This window comes from Mesorhizobium sp. B2-8-5 (genome assembly GCF_006440675.2).
Lineage (GTDB): Bacteria > Pseudomonadota > Alphaproteobacteria > Rhizobiales > Rhizobiaceae > Mesorhizobium.
Genome location: NZ_CP083951.1, coordinates 2,678,630 through 2,695,438 on the forward strand (window position 1 = coordinate 2,678,630; position 16,809 = coordinate 2,695,438).

The window sequence follows — 16,809 nt, forward strand, 5'->3', positions numbered from 1 at the left end:
GTGCATACAATCCATCAATAAAATGGATGGCCTAGCCATGCAGCCGAACCCGACATTGGATCAGCTCCAGATCCTGGTGGCAGTAGCCGACACCGGCAGCTTCTCGGCCGCGGGGCGCAAGCTCAACCGGGCGCAGTCGGTGGTGAGCTACGGCATCGCCAATCTCGAAGCGCAGCTCGGCTTGAAACTGTTCGAGCGCGAAGGCGTGCGCGAGCCGCAGCTGACCGATGTCGGCAAGGCGATGCTGGAGGACGCGCGGCGCATGATCGGCGTCCTGCAGCGCATCCGCTCGCGCGCCGACGGTTACCAACAAGGGCTGGAAGCGGAAGTGGCAATATCGGTCGACGTGGCGCTGCCTTCACCGGCGCTGGTGCGCGTGCTCAAGGCCTTCGAGGTTCAGTTCCCTGCGGTCATGTTGCGCCTTTACATCGGCTCCCTCGGCCTGATCGTCGACCAGGTCGTCAATGGCCAGTCTGATCTTGGCTTTGGCGGCCTGCAAGGCGATGCCGAGGTCAATCTGCTGCGCATCGGCTTCACCTCGATGGTGCCGGCGGCGGCGCCCGACCATCCGCTGGCGAAGCTGCCCAGACCCGTCGCCATCGAGGATTTGCGCGAGCATATCCAGCTCGTCGTCACCGACCAATCGGAGCGGACACGCGGGCGCGACTATGGCGTGTTTGCCTATCGGACGTGGCGGCTGACGGATGTGCGCACCAAACATGCCTTGATGCGCGAAGGCCTTGGCTGGGGCGGCCTGCCGCGCTGGCTGATCGCCGACGACCTTGCCAGCGGCCGGTTGGTCGAACTCGATCTCGAGCCCTATCGCGAGGTGCGCTCGCCGCTCTATGCCATGCACCGCGTCGACCGCAGCCCCAAGCCGGCGGCAACCTGGCTGATCGACGAGTTCAAGCGGCAGCTCGGCTGCTTCAATGAGATGGAGCCGGGCGTGTGGACGGAGGAAGGGCCGGAGACAAGCCGTCCATGAGCGCGATCAGCACCGCGCGGTAATCCGCGCCGGACGCGCCCGCCTCAATAGCCAAAGCCGCCCGATCGAAGGCGGCCGCCAGCAGGGCGGTCAGCGCCTCAAGAGGCAATCTGGTCATCGCTTGCGCGCGCATCGCTGCCGCCAAACCTTCGCGCAGCGAGCGGTTGCCGCGGCGGTTGTCGATCTCGTCCATGGCGGCGCGCCCGAGCACGGCCGGCCCGTCGAGCAGCAGAAGCCGCGTGCGGCCGGGCGCGCGCATCGCCTTGAGATAGGCATCTGACCCGGCGATCAGCGCGTCACGCGCGGATAGCGAGGGCGGGGAGGCATGGTCGATCTCCGCCGCCACGGACGCGGCCTCCTGCTCGACGACCGCCGCGAACAGCGCCTGCTTGTCGGCGAAGTGATGGTAGAGCGCGCCGCGCGTCACGCCGGCCTCGGCGACGATCTCCGGCGTGCCGGTCTCGGCATAGGATTTTTCCGTAAACAGCTTTCGCGCCGCGCGGATCAGATCGGCGCGCGTCGCCTCGGTGCGGTCGCGGTTGGAGCGGCGCCCGGACTCTTGTTGCATACATGCAGCCTGTATGTTATTTGAACTTACATACAGACTGTATGTTGGATGCGAGGAGAAGGAAAGATGAAGACGACCAGCTATTATCCGGTGCTGATGACGGACGATGTCACCGGGACGGCGGCCTTTTACGTCGAGCATTTCCGCTTCACCCCGCTCTTCGAAAGCGACTGGTATGTGCACCTGCAGTCGGTCGAGGACAGGCGCGTCAACCTTGGCATCGTCCAGGGCGACCATGAGACGATCCCGAAAGAGGGACGGGGGCGCGCGTCCGGCCTGCTGATCAATTTCGAGGTCCGGGATCCCGACGCCGTCTATGAGCGCGTCGTTGCCGCAGGCCTGCCGATCCTGCGCAGCTTGCGCGACGAGCCCTTCGGCCAGCGCCATTTCATAACCAGGGATCCCAACGGCGTGCTGATCGACGTGATCAAGCCGATCCCGCCAAGCGAGGAGTTCCTGGCGCATTACGCCGAGGGCGCGGCCGGACCCTGAGCTTCGCAGTGCAGCAGATGCCGGCATTAGTTTAGGCCGCAACGGTTCGGAGTGCGAACGCCGCTGTTTTCTTGCGCCCTAGGCGAATGATCATGAAAAATGGGATTGTCGAACCGATAAAATGTCGAATGGATATTGACGGGCACATATCCGCGCCAGGCATAATAAAATATCCGCACTATAAAATAGAGTAATACTACGTCTAAGTTTTATGATTGCGTGCGCTCGAGTTGCGAGCCATTTTAGAGCAACTTGGGGGGCTTTGAAATGGTGGACGGGATCAACATTCGCAGTCGGGGAGGGCTTGAAAGGTGGCTCGCCGGGGAACCTTCGATCTGGGCCCAGGCGATTGCTGCGCGCCTTGCACTGAGAGTGCTACCGCTAGCAGCTTTCGGCTCGCCGACTCCGTCTTCTCCAGATCGATTGGCTCTTGCAATGTTTCGTGCAGCGTTTGTGTCATGGGCTGCTGGCAGCTACCCGGAGCATGATGTGAGATTAGCTGCGGAGGATGCTGCCAGAGTTGTTACGGCAACTCTCGACATAATGGGGACCAGCGCTAGCACAGCAGCCGCGGCCAGGATTGTCGTTCAGGCTGCGGTCACCAATGCAGTTACCGACGATACAGCGCTCTTTTCCCTAGCCGCTGCGGCTGATTTGGCGACAGACGTTGGCGATGCGACGCAATTGTGGACCAGCATTAGTGCTGATGTTTCCTACCTCTCTGAGGCGCGAAGCCAAGACCGCGCCGGGATCGCCCGAAGGTTAATGCATGAGCCGCTGTGGCTGACCGATGTGCGCGGTGATCCGAAATTTCAGGCGAACTTTCCGCGTTGGGCACGCACGCCATTTGATAGGATGACCAAGGATACTACTCTGATTGAGACGGGCTTTCGTCATTGGATCGCATGGTACCGTGCGATACTGCCGAACGGCCGAACTGTACGGCCGACATCCTATTTCGGTGAGAAACTTGACGTGCGCATCGCCGGCCAACCTGACACTTGGTGGAGTCGCGAGCCGCGGAAAGTGAATGAAGACATCGCAAGATGGAGTGCCGGGCGTATTTCCGAAAATTCCGCAGACACGTACTCCGGTCCGCATGTGCCGCCTGCCGAGATCCTAGAATCAATTTCGCAATCCGGCGAGATCGCTGGGGACAAAAGGAACTCTAACTCAGAAGGGACAGAAGATTCGCCGCGGCAAAGACCTCTGTCCCTGCCTGAAACCTCCGCCATTGATACTAATTTCCTTGATGATTCTGCCGATCCCGATGTCGATTTTCTCAGTCGCGCGGATCTAGCTTTTGTACTCGCTGGGCGGCTCAATCAGATCTGGGATCAACTCAACAAGATACAACCTCAGGAAAACTATGCTGGCAACAGTGCTCGGTGGACGGGTCTCTGGCCCCAACGCCCAAGCAGGGAGCCCCCACCGGGCTTTGTCGTTCACATCGACGCGCCATGGGGCGGTGGTAAGACCTGCTTTGCCAATTTCCTTATCCGCCTACTCAATCCCTACAAGGTGGCGGGCTCACCTCCGGACTGGATGTTGGGCCTGCCGCTTGGCGATCCGACCTTCTGGCCGGAATCCTACAGGCGGCCGTGGCACATCGTCACTTTCAACGCATGGCAGCATCAGCACGTTCTGCCACCATGGTGGGTGTTCTATCAGGCGATCCGGAAACAAACGACAGACGCAATCTTTGCTGAAAGGGCGCTAGTCGAGCCTGCTTCTGCAACAGACCTGTTGGGCAATCCTCTGCCTGACGCTCCACAGGTGCCGCAACCGCCGGCTGCTGGGCAAGGATATCTTTCGTCATGGCTGCGCACTGCAGATTGGTCATGGAGTTGGCTGCGTGAAATGTTCTGGCGAGTGTGGACACCCGATATCCGCAACAAGGTCGCAATTACCGTCTTGGGTATTGCTGCGGTTGGTCTGTTCTTCCAATTCGGGTTGCTCAAACTCAACGACAAGGGGGCTGTCGATCCGAACACTTCCAGTCTTTATCCCTTCATTTCTGTTGTCATTGCCGCGCTTGTGGGAGGGGCGCCGTTAATATGGACCGTCCTTTCGGCGCTAAGCTCCACCCTGCTGTCCGGTACACCAGATGCTGCAAAGAACTATGCCTTGGGCTCAGGCGATCCTCTCGACCGCTTCCGAGCGCATTTCGCGCGAATGATGGCTTCGCTTAAACGCCCGGTTCTAGTGGTTATCGATGACCTCGACCGCTGCGAGCCGACATTTGTCGTCGAGTTGATTCGTGGCATGCAGACGATTCTCAAAAGCCCGCGCTTAGTGTTCATTCTGCTTGGCGACCGCGACTGGATCGAGGAATGCTTTACCAAGGTCAACGAGGCAATGAAAGGAATTCATGTCGGGCCTGAACATGAGTTCGGCGCACGCTTTGCTGAAAAAGCCATCCAATTTTCCTTTGTGCTTCCCGATATTTCAGACTCAGCCCGCCGCACTTATGTGCGGGATCTGCTGGGTATAAAGCGGCCTCCGACACAGGAACTAGAGTTCGAGGCCGCTTCGCCTATGGACAGCGCACTTCAAAGGCGTGTGGAGGCAATATTGCGGCAGGACCAGGCTTTGGAGCGCGAAAGCGCCGCTCAAGCGGTGCGAGAAGACATTAAGACCAGCGCAGCGACCGACGCGGCGGCCAGAGTCGTCCTGACCGATCTCGACAGGCGTTTATCGCTGCGTGCTGCAACTGACAAAACCGCTGAGGCTGCCACACGGCATTGGCTTGAAGCTTTGTCCTCAGTACTGCCGCCGAATCCGCGCCAAATAAAGCGTATCATCAACGCCGTCGCTCTCTTGCAAGAGGTGGCTCGCATCGAGCAGGGCGTGCAACCCGGTTCAACCGAATGGAAAATACTGGCATTGTGGATCATCTTGATGATCGAATGGCCGAAAAGTTGGTTTACGCTGAGCACCTATCCCGGCCTCGCCAATCGGTTACTCAATCGGCCAGACGAGGCCGTTACTTACCTGCCTGTTGAAAACACCAACGCGTTCTTGAGGGCGCTGAGAGCGAAGGTAGAAGTGATGGCGATCATCAAGTTTCAAGGCGATCAGGAGTGGCAAGATTGTGCCATTACCACTGCACATATCCTGAAACTTCGGCAGATCCTGCCCCCAGCTAGCGGCCAATTAATAGAGGTCGCACCGCCGAAGAAACCGGCTCCAACCGAAGAATCCTAAGATTACGCGGTCCGCGCCACCGGCATCACCGTCACCTGGCTGACGCCGGTGCGGCGCACGACCGTGCAGAGCGTCTCGCGGCCGATGCGCTCGGCGTCGAGCATGCGCACGAGGTCGTCGACGCCGGTGACCGGCCGGCCGTCTATTGCCGCGATGATGTCGCCCTCCTTCAGGCCGGCATTGGCCGCCGGGCCGTTCTTCTCGACGCCGCGCAGGCGCACCGCCGTGTTCGTGGTCACTTGCGACAGCAGCGCCGCCCGGCGCGGCAGGTTGGTCGTGTCGGCGGAAACGCCGATGAAGGCGCGGCGCACACGGCCGAAGCGGATGATTTCCGAGATGACGAAATTGGCGGTGTTGGAGGCGACCGCGAAGGCGATGCCCTGCGCGCCGTGGATCATGGCGGTGTTGACGCCGATCACCTCGCCCGCCGACGACACCAGCGGTCCGCCCGAATTGCCGGGATTGAGCGCGGCATCGGTCTGGATGACGTCGTCGATCAGCCGCCCGGTCGAGGCGCGCATCGAGCGGCCGAGCGCCGAGACGACGCCGGCGGTGACTGTCCATTCGAAACCGAGCGGATTGCCGATAGCGATGGCGATCTGGCCGCGGCGCAGGCGATTGGAATCGCCGAGCGGCGCGACGTCGGCGAAACTGCCGTCGGCGCGCACCAGCGCGATGTCGGTGTCGGGATCGCGGCCGAGCACATGGCCTTCGCGTGCGGCGCCGTCCGGCATGGTGACGCGCACGGCGCGCGCGTCGCCGACGACATGGAAGTTGGTGACGACCAGTCCGTCCTGCGCGATGACGAAGCCGGAGCCGTGGCCGCCGGCGCCGATGCGCTCGATGCGGCACACGGCCGGACCGATGCGGTCGACGGCATCGGCGATGGATACCGAGTAAGCGTCGAGCAAAGTGTCATCGGGTGGAAGTTTTTCGGCTGCGAAAGCCATGGGCGTGTTCCCTCGTACAATGATGACTATATGTGCGGAGCGGCCGCAATTGCCGCGACCTGACCAGATGGCCAGTCGGGCCGGTGACTAGCCGTCAGGCGAGTACCCGAGGCTGCGCTACCGAGCGATATCTGGGTCACCGAACCCAGGAGACAGTCTTATGAGCGACTTCAATCTCAGTGCCTTTTCCGATGCGATCGCCGATGTCGCGGCCACCGCCGCCCCCGCGCTGGCGAGTTTCGTCACGCACCATCACCGCACCGCCAGCGCCTTCCACTGGCGCGACGGTTTCTTCGTCACCGCCGAGGAAGCGGTCGAAGCCGGCGAGGAGATCGAATTGACGCTGGCTTCCGGCGAGGCCGTCAAGGCCGAGCTTGTCGGACGCGATCCTTCGACGGGCGTTGCCCTGTTGAAGCCTGCTTCCGGTGCTGCCGGTCTCCCGCAGTTGGCCCAGGCCTCTGCCGTGCGCCCAGGCAATCTGGCGATCGCCGCGGGCAGCAGCGAGGGAACCGCGCTTGCCGTGTTCGGCACGGTCGGCGAGGTCGGGCCGGCCTGGCGCTCGATGCGCGGCGGCACGATCGACCGGCGCATCAACCTCGCCATCAACACCGGCGGGCGCTTCGAGGGCGGGCCGGTGCTCGACGCCAAGGGCGGCGTGATCGGCATGCTTTTGTTCGGACCGCGCCGGCGGGCGCTGGTGATGCCCTATGAGACGATCGAGCGCGCGGTCGCGACACTGCGCGAGAAGGGCCATGTCGCGCGCGGCTATCTCGGCGCCGGGCTGCATCCGATCCGCAATGGCGACACCAAAGGCGCCATGGTGATGAGCCTCGACGATAAAGGCCCGGCCAAGGCTGCGGGCCTGCATGTCGGCGACATCGTCATCGCCTGGAACGGCGAGGCCGTGCATGGACCGCGCGAGCTGATCCGCAAGCTCGGACCGGACAGCGCGGGCACCACCGTCACTCTAGGCGTTTCGAGCGGCGGCGCCGAGCGCGACGTGTCGATCACCATCGGCGAGAAACCGCTGAGCTGAGAGGATCGATGGCCAGCAGCACGGCACAAACGATTACGAGACCGGAGCCGGCAACCCACCGGCTGACGGTGCTTGTCGCGCTTGCCGATGCCCAGCGGGCCGAGCAGCTTGCCGATGCGCTGGCCGCGAGCGACGATCTGGCGCCGGCATTGGCTGGAAGTGGCGTCGGCCAAATGGCGGATGTCGCCGTCGCCGATGAGGCCGGCCTGGAAAGCCGGGTCGTCAGTTCGGCGACGCCCATCGTCCTGCTTTCGCGGCGTGCGGGCAGCGAGCGGGGGGCGGCGGACAATGTGCTGGCCGTGCTGCCTGTCTCCGCAGATGGCCTGCTGATCGCCGCCGCTGCGCGATTGGCGGCGTCAGGCTACCGCGTCGGCAAGGCGCCGCCGTCGGAGGTCGCGCATGGCGATTTCCACGACGACGAGCTTGCCGGGGAAGAGACGCCTGACGACAACCAGCCTCGCCCGGCCTTGTCGCCGCGCGAGGCTGAAGTGCTGGCGCTGCTGGCCGAAGGCGCGCCGAACAAGATCATCGCCCGGCGGCTCAACATTTCCGTCCACACGGCGAAGTTCCACGTCGCCGCCATCCTGATCAAGCTCGGCGCCGCCAACCGGACAGACGCGATTGCCATCGCCATGCGGCAGGGGCTGGTGCTGGTCTAGGGTCACTTGAGATTCAGGTGAGGTCAGCCTGCGAATGGCGGCTTCCTGCGCTTCCGGTGCTCACGTACCCCAAGTACGCTCCGCTCCGGTTCTCGGAACCCACCATTCTCGACTCGGCCTGACCTGAATCTCAAGTGACCCGCTCCGCGCCAGGGTGGTTTCCTACGCTACGCAGCGTAACCGCTTCGCCTCCTTTCGGCTCTTGCGCCGTGCCCATCAGCCGCGCAAGTTGCCTTCCGAGTTGATGAGGGAGGCGAAGGATGTCGCTCAACGGAAAGACGCTGTTCATCTCGGGCGGATCGCGCGGCATCGGGCTGGCGATCGCGCTGCGCGCGGCGCGCGACGGCGCCAATGTGACGATCGCGGCCAAAACCGCCGAGCCGCATCCGAAACTGCCGGGCACGATCTATAGCGCGGCGCAAGAAATCGAACAGGCCGGCGGCAAGGCGCTGCCGGTGCTTTGCGACATTCGCGACGAAGCGCAGGTCGCCGAGGCGGTGGCCAGGACCGTGGAGCGGTTCGGCGGCATCGACATCTGCGTCAACAATGCCAGCGCCATCCAGCTTACCGGCACACTGGAGACCGACATGAAGCGCTACGATCTGATGCACCAGATCAATACGCGCGGCACCTTCCTGGTCTCCAAAATGTGCATTCCCCACCTCAAGTTGGCAGAGAATCCTCACATCCTGAATCTGGCGCCGCCGCTCGACATGAAGGCCAAGTGGTTCAAGAACCACGTCGCCTACACGATGGCCAAGTTCGGCATGTCGATGTGCACGCTTGGCATGAGCGCGGAGTTCGCCGGAGCCGGCATCGCCGTCAATTCGCTGTGGCCGATCTCGACCATCGATACGGCCGCCGTGCGCAACCTGCTTGGCGGCGCGACGGTGGCGGCGATGAGCCGCTCGCCCGACATCATGGCCGATGCGGCGCACGCGATCTTCCTGCGCCCGTCGCGCGAGGCGACCGGCAATTTCTACATCGACGAAGAGGTTCTGCGCGGCGAAGGCGTCACGGACTTTTCGGTCTACGCGCCGGGCGCGGCCGATCAGCTCGCGGGCGACTTTTTTGTCCCCGACGAGGTGTTTGCGAACTCGCAGACGAAAGTCAGAAGGATCTACTGATGGAGCGCTCGCCTCGATCCATCGCGGCCTTCTTGCCCTTGGCCAACGCCATGACCCGGTCGATATAGGCCAGCATCAGCGCCGAAACGACGAAGGCGAGATGGATGATGGTCAGCCACATCAGCTGGTCGGTCGTGTAGGACACGGAATTCAGGAACACCTGCAAAAGGTGGATGGAGGAGATGGCGACGATGGTCGAGGCGACCTTGACCTTCAGCGAGCCGACATCGATCGTGCCCAGCCAATGGACCTCGCCGTCCTGCTCGTCGAAGCGGCTGACGAAGTTCTCGTAACCCGAGATGATCACCATCACCACCAGCGAGGCGACAAGCGCGGCGTCGATCAAGCCCAACATCTTCAGGATCGTGTCGGTGTCGCCGAGCGTGAAGGCGCTCATCACGAACTCATAAAGCTTCTTGCCGAAAGAAAGCGCGTAGATCGCCAGCGCCACGCCGAGCCCCAGATAGAAGACCACCAGCAGCCAGCGCGAGGCCAGGATGACGGATTCGATGGCGAGTTCGAGACGCTTCATGAAGGCTTCCGTTCAAATTGCGATAGAGGGTATTTCGGCCAGACAGGGCCGGTTTTCAAGACAAAAAACCCCGCCGGGGAGGGGACCCGGCGGGGCTCAGTGTGTCCCGCTGGAGTCGGGACAGGGCAGGGAACGCCCTGCACAGAATCTGGGTGTCGCAATGCGGCGATTCAATGAGCAGTCGCTAATCGGCAGGACAAATCTTCTTGAGCCGGCAAGAAAAAAGGCCCGTCCCGACGGGACGGGCCTTCATCTTGCGCGCTGATTCCGAAAATCCGGACAGGATCTTGAAATCACACGCTCATTGCTGGTCGCTGTTGCTCGCCACCGGCGCCACCAGCGAGGTGATGCGGCGGATGGCGACACGCCGGTTCTCGCGGTTCGGTCCGGGCGTGTTCACCTTGAGATACTCCTCGCCATAACCCTGCGTGGTGAGGTTCTCGGCCGGGATGCCAAAGGCGTTGGTGAGCGCCTCGGCGACCGCCTCGGCGCGACGGTCCGACAGAGCGAGGTTCGCATCCGGCGTGCCGACGGCGTCGGTGTGGCCTTCGATCAAGAAGGTTTCGGCCGGGTTCTTCTGCAGCAGTTTTTCGATAGCGTTGGCGACGCCATCGAGCTTCTGCACCTCGGTGTCGGAAATGGTGGCCGAGCCGAAGTCGAAGTTCAGCGTGTCGAGATCGATACGCCGTGCAATGTCGCGCACGCGGGCCGAGCGCTTGACCTCGTCGATCGAGTAGAGACGCTGCACCTTTTCCACCGGCGGCTGCTCGAGGAAAGTGTAGTAGTCGTCGTCGCTCTCTACATCCTCGGAATCGAGGATGTAGTCCCGCCGCGGTATGGTGAGCCGCATCGGCGGCAGGTCGTCGCCGGGATCGCGCCAGTCGCCGTCATCCTGGTACTGCCGCTCATCGACATAGCTCAGCACATATTCACGGCCATCCGGCATGACCCGCGATCGCTGGATGACATCGCCATAACGGTTGCGGATGGTGACGACGCGGACGCCGTTGCCGCGTTCGACCGTCTCGCGGGTGCGCCCGCCCGACAGGTCCTCGTAGTAGACGTCCTTGGCGCCGCGGGTGATGCGGGGCGCCTCGTTGCTTTCCACGAATGTCTGGTTGTTGAACTGGAGGATGACGCGGTCGCCGAACTGCTTCACGACGTCCGTGCCCTTTGGCCGCCGGCGGTCGCGGGCAAAGTCTTCGGGCGTGCGGTCGATCCGCTTGCCCTTCTCCTCATCCACAGGGACGAGCTTCGCTGGCCTGATCGCCTGCTGCGCCGACTTGTCGTCGGTGGGCGGCGGACCCTGGTCGACCGGAGCCGGCTGCTGCGCCTGCTCGCCACCCTGCCGCTGTCCGGCCTGATTGGTCTTCTGGCCATTGCCGGCCTGGCCGTTGTCGTTCTGGGCACCACCGTTCTGGCCGTTATCGTTGCGACCCCGGTGCTTGCGCACGGCATCTTTCTGGCTGTCCAGGACAGGTGCCTCGTTCGGATTGGCGGTTTCGCCCTGCGCGGCGTTGCCGCCATTGGCAGGCTGGTTGTTGTTCGCCGGCTGTTCGCCGGTCCCGGGTTGCTGCTCGCCGGTGGCGGGCTGGCGGCCAGCCTTTGTCTGCTCGCCGTTGGCAGGTTGCTCACCGGTAGCGGGCTGTTCACCGTTTGCCGGCTGTTCGGCAGCCGGTTTCTTGCCGCGCTTCTTCTTGTCCTGGGTCTGTTCGCCCTGGACCGGCTGCTCGCCGTTTTGCAGTGGCTCGGCCTGTGGCACGGGTTCGCCCGCCGGAGCGGTCTCGTTCTGCTGGTTCTGCCGGTGCTTCTTGCGCCCCTGGTTGCCGCCTTGCTGGTTGTCGTTGGCGGGAGCGGTCTGTTCGGTCGGCGCCACCTGCTCGCCGGTCTGACCGGCCGGCTCGCTCTGCTGCTGATCGTGCTTGCGCTTCTTGCGACCCTGGTTGCCTTGCTGCTGGTCGTTCTGCTGCTGGTTACCGGCGGCAGGTGCGACCTGTTCCGCGGGCTGCTGGTCGGCCGGCGCTGCTTCGATCTGCTGCTGATTGCGCTTCTTCTTGCGCGGCTGCTGCTCGTCGGTCGCGGGCTGCCCGCCCTGGTCGGCGGGCGCCGCCTCGATCTGCTGCTGTTGATCGTGCTTCTTGCGCGGCTTGATCGGCTGTTCGTCGGTCGCGGGCTGGCCGCCTTGGTCGGCGGGCGCCGCTTCGATCTGCTGCTGTTGGTCGCGCTTCTTGCGCGGCTTGAATTGCTGCTCGGCCGGGGCAGCCTCCCCGGACTGGCCATTGTCCGTCTGCTGCTGCTCGTGCCGTTTCTTGCGCGGCTGTTGCTCGGACTCGGCGGGTGCGGCTTGTTCAGCCGGCGCCGATTCGCTTTGCTGTTGCTGTTCGCGCTTCCTTTTCCGCGGCTGTTCCCCCTGCTGGCCGCCACCGGCCTGGGCGCATTCCTCGGCCGACTGGCCTTCGGCGCAGGCGGCCTGCGCGAGAATGAGTGGCGCGCCGTGCAGGCTGCCAGAAGCGACACCCCCCTGCAGCGGGTACGCGCCCAACGGCGCGGATGCCATAAGCAGGCCGATTGCCGTGCCCGCCAGAATCCGTGGTTGGCGTTTCATATCAATTTTCTCCTAGTAGGGTCCCATCCCTGCCCAAACTTTCATCATCCGCAATTGGTTCCGTCAGGCATTGGCACCAGCCAAGGACGCCCAACCGGCCTTTTAAAGGCAATTTCATGTTTTTCTAATGTTGATACGGGGTCAGCGTCACAGCAGCGCTTGACCGGAAGGCCGCGGAGGGCCAAATCCACCAAAATGACCGCGCCGTTCTGGAAAACCAAGACGCTTGAAGCGATGACCCCGGCCGAATGGGAATCGCTTTGCGACGGCTGCGGCAAATGCTGCCTGTCGAAGCTCGAGGACGAGGATACCGGCGAGATATTCTGGACAAGCGTCGGCTGCAGGTTGTTCGACGCGCAGAACTGCCGTTGCTCCGACTATGCCAACCGCCTGGCGCGGGTGCCCGACTGCGTCGGCCTGACGCCGCAGAATGTGCGCACCATCACCTGGCTGCCAAAAACCTGCGCCTACCGGCTTATCGCCGAGGGCCATGATCTCTACTGGTGGCACAGGCTTGTTTCGGGAAGCGCCGCGACCGTGCACGATGCCGGGATTTCAATCCAGGGCCGTGTGAAGGCCAAGGAAACCGATCTGGCCGAGCCAGACGACTACTTCGATTATATACTGGATGACGAACCGTAACCGGTTCGCAACGCATATTGATGACGAACGCTGAAGGGTCCGCGTTTAAGGACGAACCGTCGTGGGGTTCGCGTTTAAGCACTGCGAGCGGGGAACCCTGGCGGGTTCGCGCTACATGAACCGGACATGAATGGTCGGTTCGCAGAAAATTCAGACACAAACAGGCATTTTCCAATCATCGGTTCTACGGGCGAAAGCCCACAACAAGGAGAGAAGACGATGTTCAACACGATCAAGACGGCAGCCCTTTCGGCCCTTGTCGGGCTTGGCACTTTGGCCGCCATTCCGGCGCATGCGGACAGCCTCTATCTCGGTTTCGGGGACAGGCACGACCCGCGTTTTGGCATCTACACCGGCGACGATGACGGCTATCGCCGCGACTGGCGCCGCGACCGCGACCGCGACTGGCGCGGCTGCTCGCCGGACCGCGCCCTCGATAAGGCCGAGCGCATGGGCCTGCATCGCGCGCGCATCGTCGACATCAGCCGCCGTACCGTGAAGGTGGCCGGCCGCCAGTATGGCGACCGTGTCGTGGTGGTGTTCGCCAACGAGCGCGGCTGCCCGATCATCTATCGCTGAGGCTGGAGCTGAAAGGACGATCCTCTGCGAGGATCGCCTGAAAGCATGATCCTTGCGAGGATCAGCTATCAGATATGATCTCCTGCGAAGATCAATTCAGATATGATCTCCTGCGAAGATCAATCTTGAGTAGCGGAGCCCCTCAAATGAGGCGCGGGTCCAAAAAAGCCCCGGAGGATGTTTCCTTCGGGGCTTTTTATTAACGGCATGCCCGCGACTGGGCCGGGCGTCACTTCAGCTCGAAGGTGACCGTGACCTGGACGTTGTAGGAATTCTCGCCCGCCTGCACCGGCACGGCCGAACGGGCCGCATCGAACGACTTGGCCGCCATCGGCATCGGCACCGGCGCGACGTTCTGGTCGGTGATCTCGAGCACCTTGCCCAAGCTGACGCCGGCCGCTTCGGCGAGCGTCTTTGCCTTGGCCATCGCGTCGGCGACGGCCCTCTTGCGCGCCTCGGTGATCGTCGCCTTCGGATCGTCATTGGTGAAGGTGATGCCGCCACCCTGGTTGACGCCGAGAGACACCGCCTTATCGAGAATCTCGCCCGTCTTGTCGACGTTGCGCACGCGCACCGACAGCGTGTTGGTCACCTGATAGGCGACGAGTTGGGCTTCCTGGCTGCCGTCGGCCTTGTTGGTGTAATTGTAGCGCGGGTTGATCTGGATGCCGGCGGTCTGCAGGTCGCGGTCGGCAATGCCTGCGGATTTCATCGCCGCGACCACCGCCGCCATGGCGTCGTTGTTGGCATCGAGCGCTTCGCGCGCGCTCTTGGCCTCGCGCATGACGCTGAGCGAAAGGATCGCCATGTCAGGCGCCACCGTCGCTTCGCCTTCACCGGACACGATGATGCGGGGCGGGGGCTGGGTGTCGGCGGCGCTTGCCAGCCCCGGGAACGCGACCGCGGCAGCGAGCGCGATGGGCAAAAGATGTCTGGTCATGAAAACTCCTCGAAGTCTGCTGTCCGCCGCCCGTGCGACCCCGCAAAGGCGCCGATTCCCTGCAGTGCGGTGCATGGCCTGGACCTGTTCACGCGCCTTTATGGGCGCAAGCCGCTCTACGCAGCGAATATGGGCTGATTTTGACGGTTCCCGCCAGAGTTTTCGAAAGCCTTGTGCGGACGAACGAAAAACACTAAGCCAGCCCGCGTGGGGCCTGTAGCTCAATGGTTAGAGCCGGCGGCTCATAACCGCTTGGTTGGGGGTTCGAGTCCCTCCGGGCCCACCATTGTTGTTATTTATCAATGATTTGGCGTCTATTTCTTCCTTCGGTTAGCCAGGAGGCGGCTAGCGGCTGGCTGACCGTGACCGTTCTCTGCTCACGAATCCCGCCTATGTCATGCTGTCGATGGCGGCAACGCCGGAGTTCCGCCGCCGATCGAGCAAAAATCAGCCGTGGCGCCGAGAACTAGGCGTTCACGGGCGAATCCATCGTTGGTGTCGGGACGCTAAAGGCCGATGGCGGTCGGGCCGCAGATGCAGCGGCACTGGGAAACCAGTTTCCGGCTATGTCGCCGCCGGCTTGCGTGCCTCCAATTCCGTCGACTCCCTAATCGAGTTCCCGCCCACAGCTGGTGAGGTACGCGCAAGCACCATTGCAGACACACGGGCCGGAATGTAACCAACAGACGCCTGCGCCATCGCGCGGACGACTCGGCGCCGTTGGTATGAAGGTGGATGAGGGATAGATTGGCGCGAAATTGAACGCACATGGACGGATAGAATTCTCCACCGAAGACTGCAGAGCCCAGCTGGCGAGTATTTTGAGCAGCGCGGACTTTCAGGCAACCGATCGCGAGCGTCGGTTCCTCAGCTATGTCGTGGACGAAACCTTGGCTGGGCGGAGCGATCGCATCAAGGCCTATTCAATAGCCGTAGAGGTGTTCGACCGGGACCCTTCGTTCGACCCGCAGACTGACCCGATCGTGCGCATTACGGCCAGCCACCTTCGCAGGTCGCTTGAACGGTATTACCTGACGGCTGGACTGGCCGATCCCATTCTCATCAGCCTTCCAAAGGGAGGATATGTTGCCGCGTTCTCATCGCGCGACACCGTAGCTGCCTCCTCAGAAGAACATACGCCCGCCATTATACGCGAGCCCCCGCAGCCGCCGCGCCGACCGGGCAAGCCTCGACTCATCGCAGCGGTGGCCGTGCTGGTTGCTGCTGCCACGGCGCTCGTCTTGTGGTTCGGTTCTTCCCGGCTTTCTCCAAGCGAGCCGGAAACCCCACATTTGCTGGTTGAGTGGTTTGACGACATGAACGGGTCGAGCGCAACCACAGCTCTGGCCCGTGGGCTTACGCAGGAGGTCATAAGCCAGCTCTCCAAATTCAGTGACATTGTCGTGGTCCAGCCTCTCGGCCAAGTGGGATCCGACATACGGTACGCGCTCGCAGGAAGTGTGGATATGTCCGCCGGGAGCTTTCGGGTTCGAGTTCGCATGCTCAACCGTGGGGACGGATCGGTGCTCTGGGCGCACAGTTACGACGGCGCGACAACCGTGCCCGAACTTCTGAAGGTCCAGGCCGATATCGCCGCCGATGTCGCCACGAGCCTGGCACAGCCATATGGCGCGCTGTTCGAGGCAGATGCCAAGCGCGCCGTTCCCGGTGCTCCCGACGATCAGGCTGCCTATTTCTGCACGCTTTCCTATTATTCGTATCGAGCCGGCTTCAATCCTGAAACCCGTCCCGCTGTCCGTTCCTGTCTCGAAAGGGCCGTGGAGCGATTTCCCGGATATGCAACCGCCTGGGCGCTTCTATCGCTGATCTACATTGATGAAGTCCGGTTCTACTATCCGTTCGAATCCCAGAAATCGGCACCGCTGATCGATCGCGCCCTTGCCGCGGCGGATCGCGCCGTGCAACTGGAGCCGACCAACGTCCGGGCCCTTCAGGCGCAGATGATTGCACTCTATTTCAAGGGGGAAATTGACGCGGCCATCAGAGTGGGGCGCCGTGCCATGGCCATCAACCCGAACGACACTGTATTCGTAGGTGAGTACGGGTATCGGCTGGCGCTGTCCGGAAATTGGAAAGAAGGGTGCCCGTTGGTCGCGGAGGCACGAAATCGCAATCCGGGGCCGCTCGCCTATTACGAGGCGGGGTTGGCTCTCTGCGCTTATTTCAGTCACGACATCGAGCAGGCGGTAATGTGGATCAAAAAGGCGAATGTTCCCGACAATGCGCTCTATCATTCGATCGCCGCCGCGATCTTTGCCGAGGGAGGCTACACGGCGGACGCCGAGCGCGAGCGTTCCTGGCTCATGCTCCATGAGCCCGGACTGGTCGCAAATATTCGACAAGAGACGTTGTTCCGGTTCGGCAATTCCAATGATGCCGAGACATTCCTCGGCTCCCTCAAGAAAGCAGGCTTGATGCGGGATTGATGCCCCATGCGAGGCGCCGTTCCCGATGTTCGATACCGTA

Annotated in this window: 14 protein-coding genes and 1 tRNA gene; 10 read left to right on the forward strand and 5 right to left on the reverse strand. The window is 62.5% G+C overall.

Translation table 11 applies throughout. The features are described from left to right. Positions 1–37 precede the first annotated feature (37 nt). Complete coding sequence (locus FJ430_RS13120; RefSeq protein WP_140703742.1) at positions 38–985, forward strand: LysR family transcriptional regulator; 948 nt, start codon at positions 38–40, stop codon at positions 983–985. On the opposite strand, the gene FJ430_RS13125 is transcribed toward FJ430_RS13120, so the two are convergent. Continuing rightward, the gene (locus tag FJ430_RS13125) at positions 927–1,553 is read right to left on the reverse strand and encodes a TetR/AcrR family transcriptional regulator (protein ID WP_140703739.1); all 627 of its coding nucleotides are present in this window, start codon (positions 1,551–1,553) and stop codon (positions 927–929) included. The genes FJ430_RS13120 and FJ430_RS13125 overlap by 59 nt on opposite strands. Positions 1,554–1,619: 66 nt before the next feature. Here FJ430_RS13125 and FJ430_RS13130 point away from each other — a divergent pair, with 66 nt between their 5' ends. After that, positions 1,620–2,045 carry a VOC family protein gene (locus FJ430_RS13130; RefSeq protein ID WP_140703737.1) on the forward strand — a complete coding sequence of 142 codons (426 nt, stop codon included), beginning with the start codon at positions 1,620–1,622 and terminating at the stop codon, positions 2,043–2,045. Positions 2,046–2,312: 267 nt separating this feature from the next. Beyond that, entirely contained in the window at positions 2,313–5,252 is a 2,940-nt protein-coding gene (locus FJ430_RS13135; protein WP_140703735.1) for a P-loop NTPase fold protein, read from the forward strand. A gap of 2 nt (positions 5,253–5,254) precedes the next feature. On the opposite strand, the gene FJ430_RS13140 is transcribed toward FJ430_RS13135, so the two are convergent. Next, positions 5,255–6,202: a S1C family serine protease gene (locus tag FJ430_RS13140; RefSeq protein WP_140703733.1), complete on the reverse strand. Its 948-nt coding sequence runs from the start codon at positions 6,200–6,202 to the stop codon at positions 5,255–5,257. Between the two features lie 160 nt (positions 6,203–6,362). On the opposite strand from FJ430_RS13140, the gene FJ430_RS13145 reads away from it, so the two are divergent. From FJ430_RS13145 to FJ430_RS13155, 3 genes are all read left to right on the forward strand, one after another. After that, positions 6,363–7,238 carry a S1C family serine protease gene (locus tag FJ430_RS13145; protein WP_140703731.1) on the forward strand — a complete coding sequence of 292 codons (876 nt, stop codon included), beginning with the start codon at positions 6,363–6,365 and terminating at the stop codon, positions 7,236–7,238. Between the two features lie 8 nt (positions 7,239–7,246). Next, entirely contained in the window at positions 7,247–7,897 is a 651-nt protein-coding gene (locus tag FJ430_RS13150; protein WP_140703728.1) for a helix-turn-helix transcriptional regulator, read from the forward strand. 260 nt (positions 7,898–8,157) lie between these two features. Further along, positions 8,158–9,024, forward strand: a complete 867-nt coding sequence (locus FJ430_RS13155; protein WP_140703726.1) for an SDR family oxidoreductase — start codon at positions 8,158–8,160, stop codon at positions 9,022–9,024. On the opposite strand, the gene FJ430_RS13160 is transcribed toward FJ430_RS13155, so the two are convergent. Both FJ430_RS13160 and FJ430_RS13165 read right to left on the reverse strand, forming a co-directional pair. Beyond that, positions 9,008–9,556, reverse strand: coding sequence for a TIGR00645 family protein (locus tag FJ430_RS13160; RefSeq protein ID WP_140703724.1), 549 nt, complete (start codon positions 9,554–9,556; stop codon positions 9,008–9,010). The two genes, FJ430_RS13155 and FJ430_RS13160, sit on opposite strands and share 17 nt — an antisense overlap. A 301-nt stretch (positions 9,557–9,857) precedes the next feature. Further along, positions 9,858–11,009, reverse strand: coding sequence for an OmpA family protein (locus FJ430_RS13165; protein WP_226892173.1), 1,152 nt, complete (start codon positions 11,007–11,009; stop codon positions 9,858–9,860). Between the two features lie 1,347 nt (positions 11,010–12,356). Between FJ430_RS13165 and FJ430_RS13170 the strand changes: the two genes are divergently transcribed. Both FJ430_RS13170 and FJ430_RS13175 read left to right on the forward strand, forming a co-directional pair. Further along, positions 12,357–12,803 carry a YcgN family cysteine cluster protein gene (locus FJ430_RS13170; RefSeq protein WP_140640628.1) on the forward strand — a complete coding sequence of 149 codons (447 nt, stop codon included), beginning with the start codon at positions 12,357–12,359 and terminating at the stop codon, positions 12,801–12,803. Between the two features lie 219 nt (positions 12,804–13,022). After that, positions 13,023–13,382 (forward strand): hypothetical protein, encoded by a 360-nt coding sequence (locus FJ430_RS13175; RefSeq protein WP_140640626.1) that lies wholly within the window; start codon positions 13,023–13,025, stop codon positions 13,380–13,382. 229 nt (positions 13,383–13,611) lie between these two features. Here FJ430_RS13175 and FJ430_RS13180 read toward each other — a convergent pair whose 3' ends face one another. Continuing rightward, on the reverse strand, positions 13,612–14,322 hold the full coding sequence (locus tag FJ430_RS13180) for an SIMPL domain-containing protein (protein WP_140703719.1): 711 nt from the start codon (positions 14,320–14,322) through the stop codon (positions 13,612–13,614). Positions 14,323–14,532: 210 nt separating this feature from the next. Between FJ430_RS13180 and FJ430_RS13185 the strand changes: the two genes are divergently transcribed. Then, a tRNA-Ile gene (locus FJ430_RS13185) sits at positions 14,533–14,608 on the forward strand. 535 nt (positions 14,609–15,143) lie between these two features. Further along, on the forward strand, positions 15,144–16,769 hold the full coding sequence (locus tag FJ430_RS13190; RefSeq protein ID WP_226892174.1) for a hypothetical protein: 1,626 nt from the start codon (positions 15,144–15,146) through the stop codon (positions 16,767–16,769). Positions 16,770–16,809 lie beyond the last annotated feature (40 nt).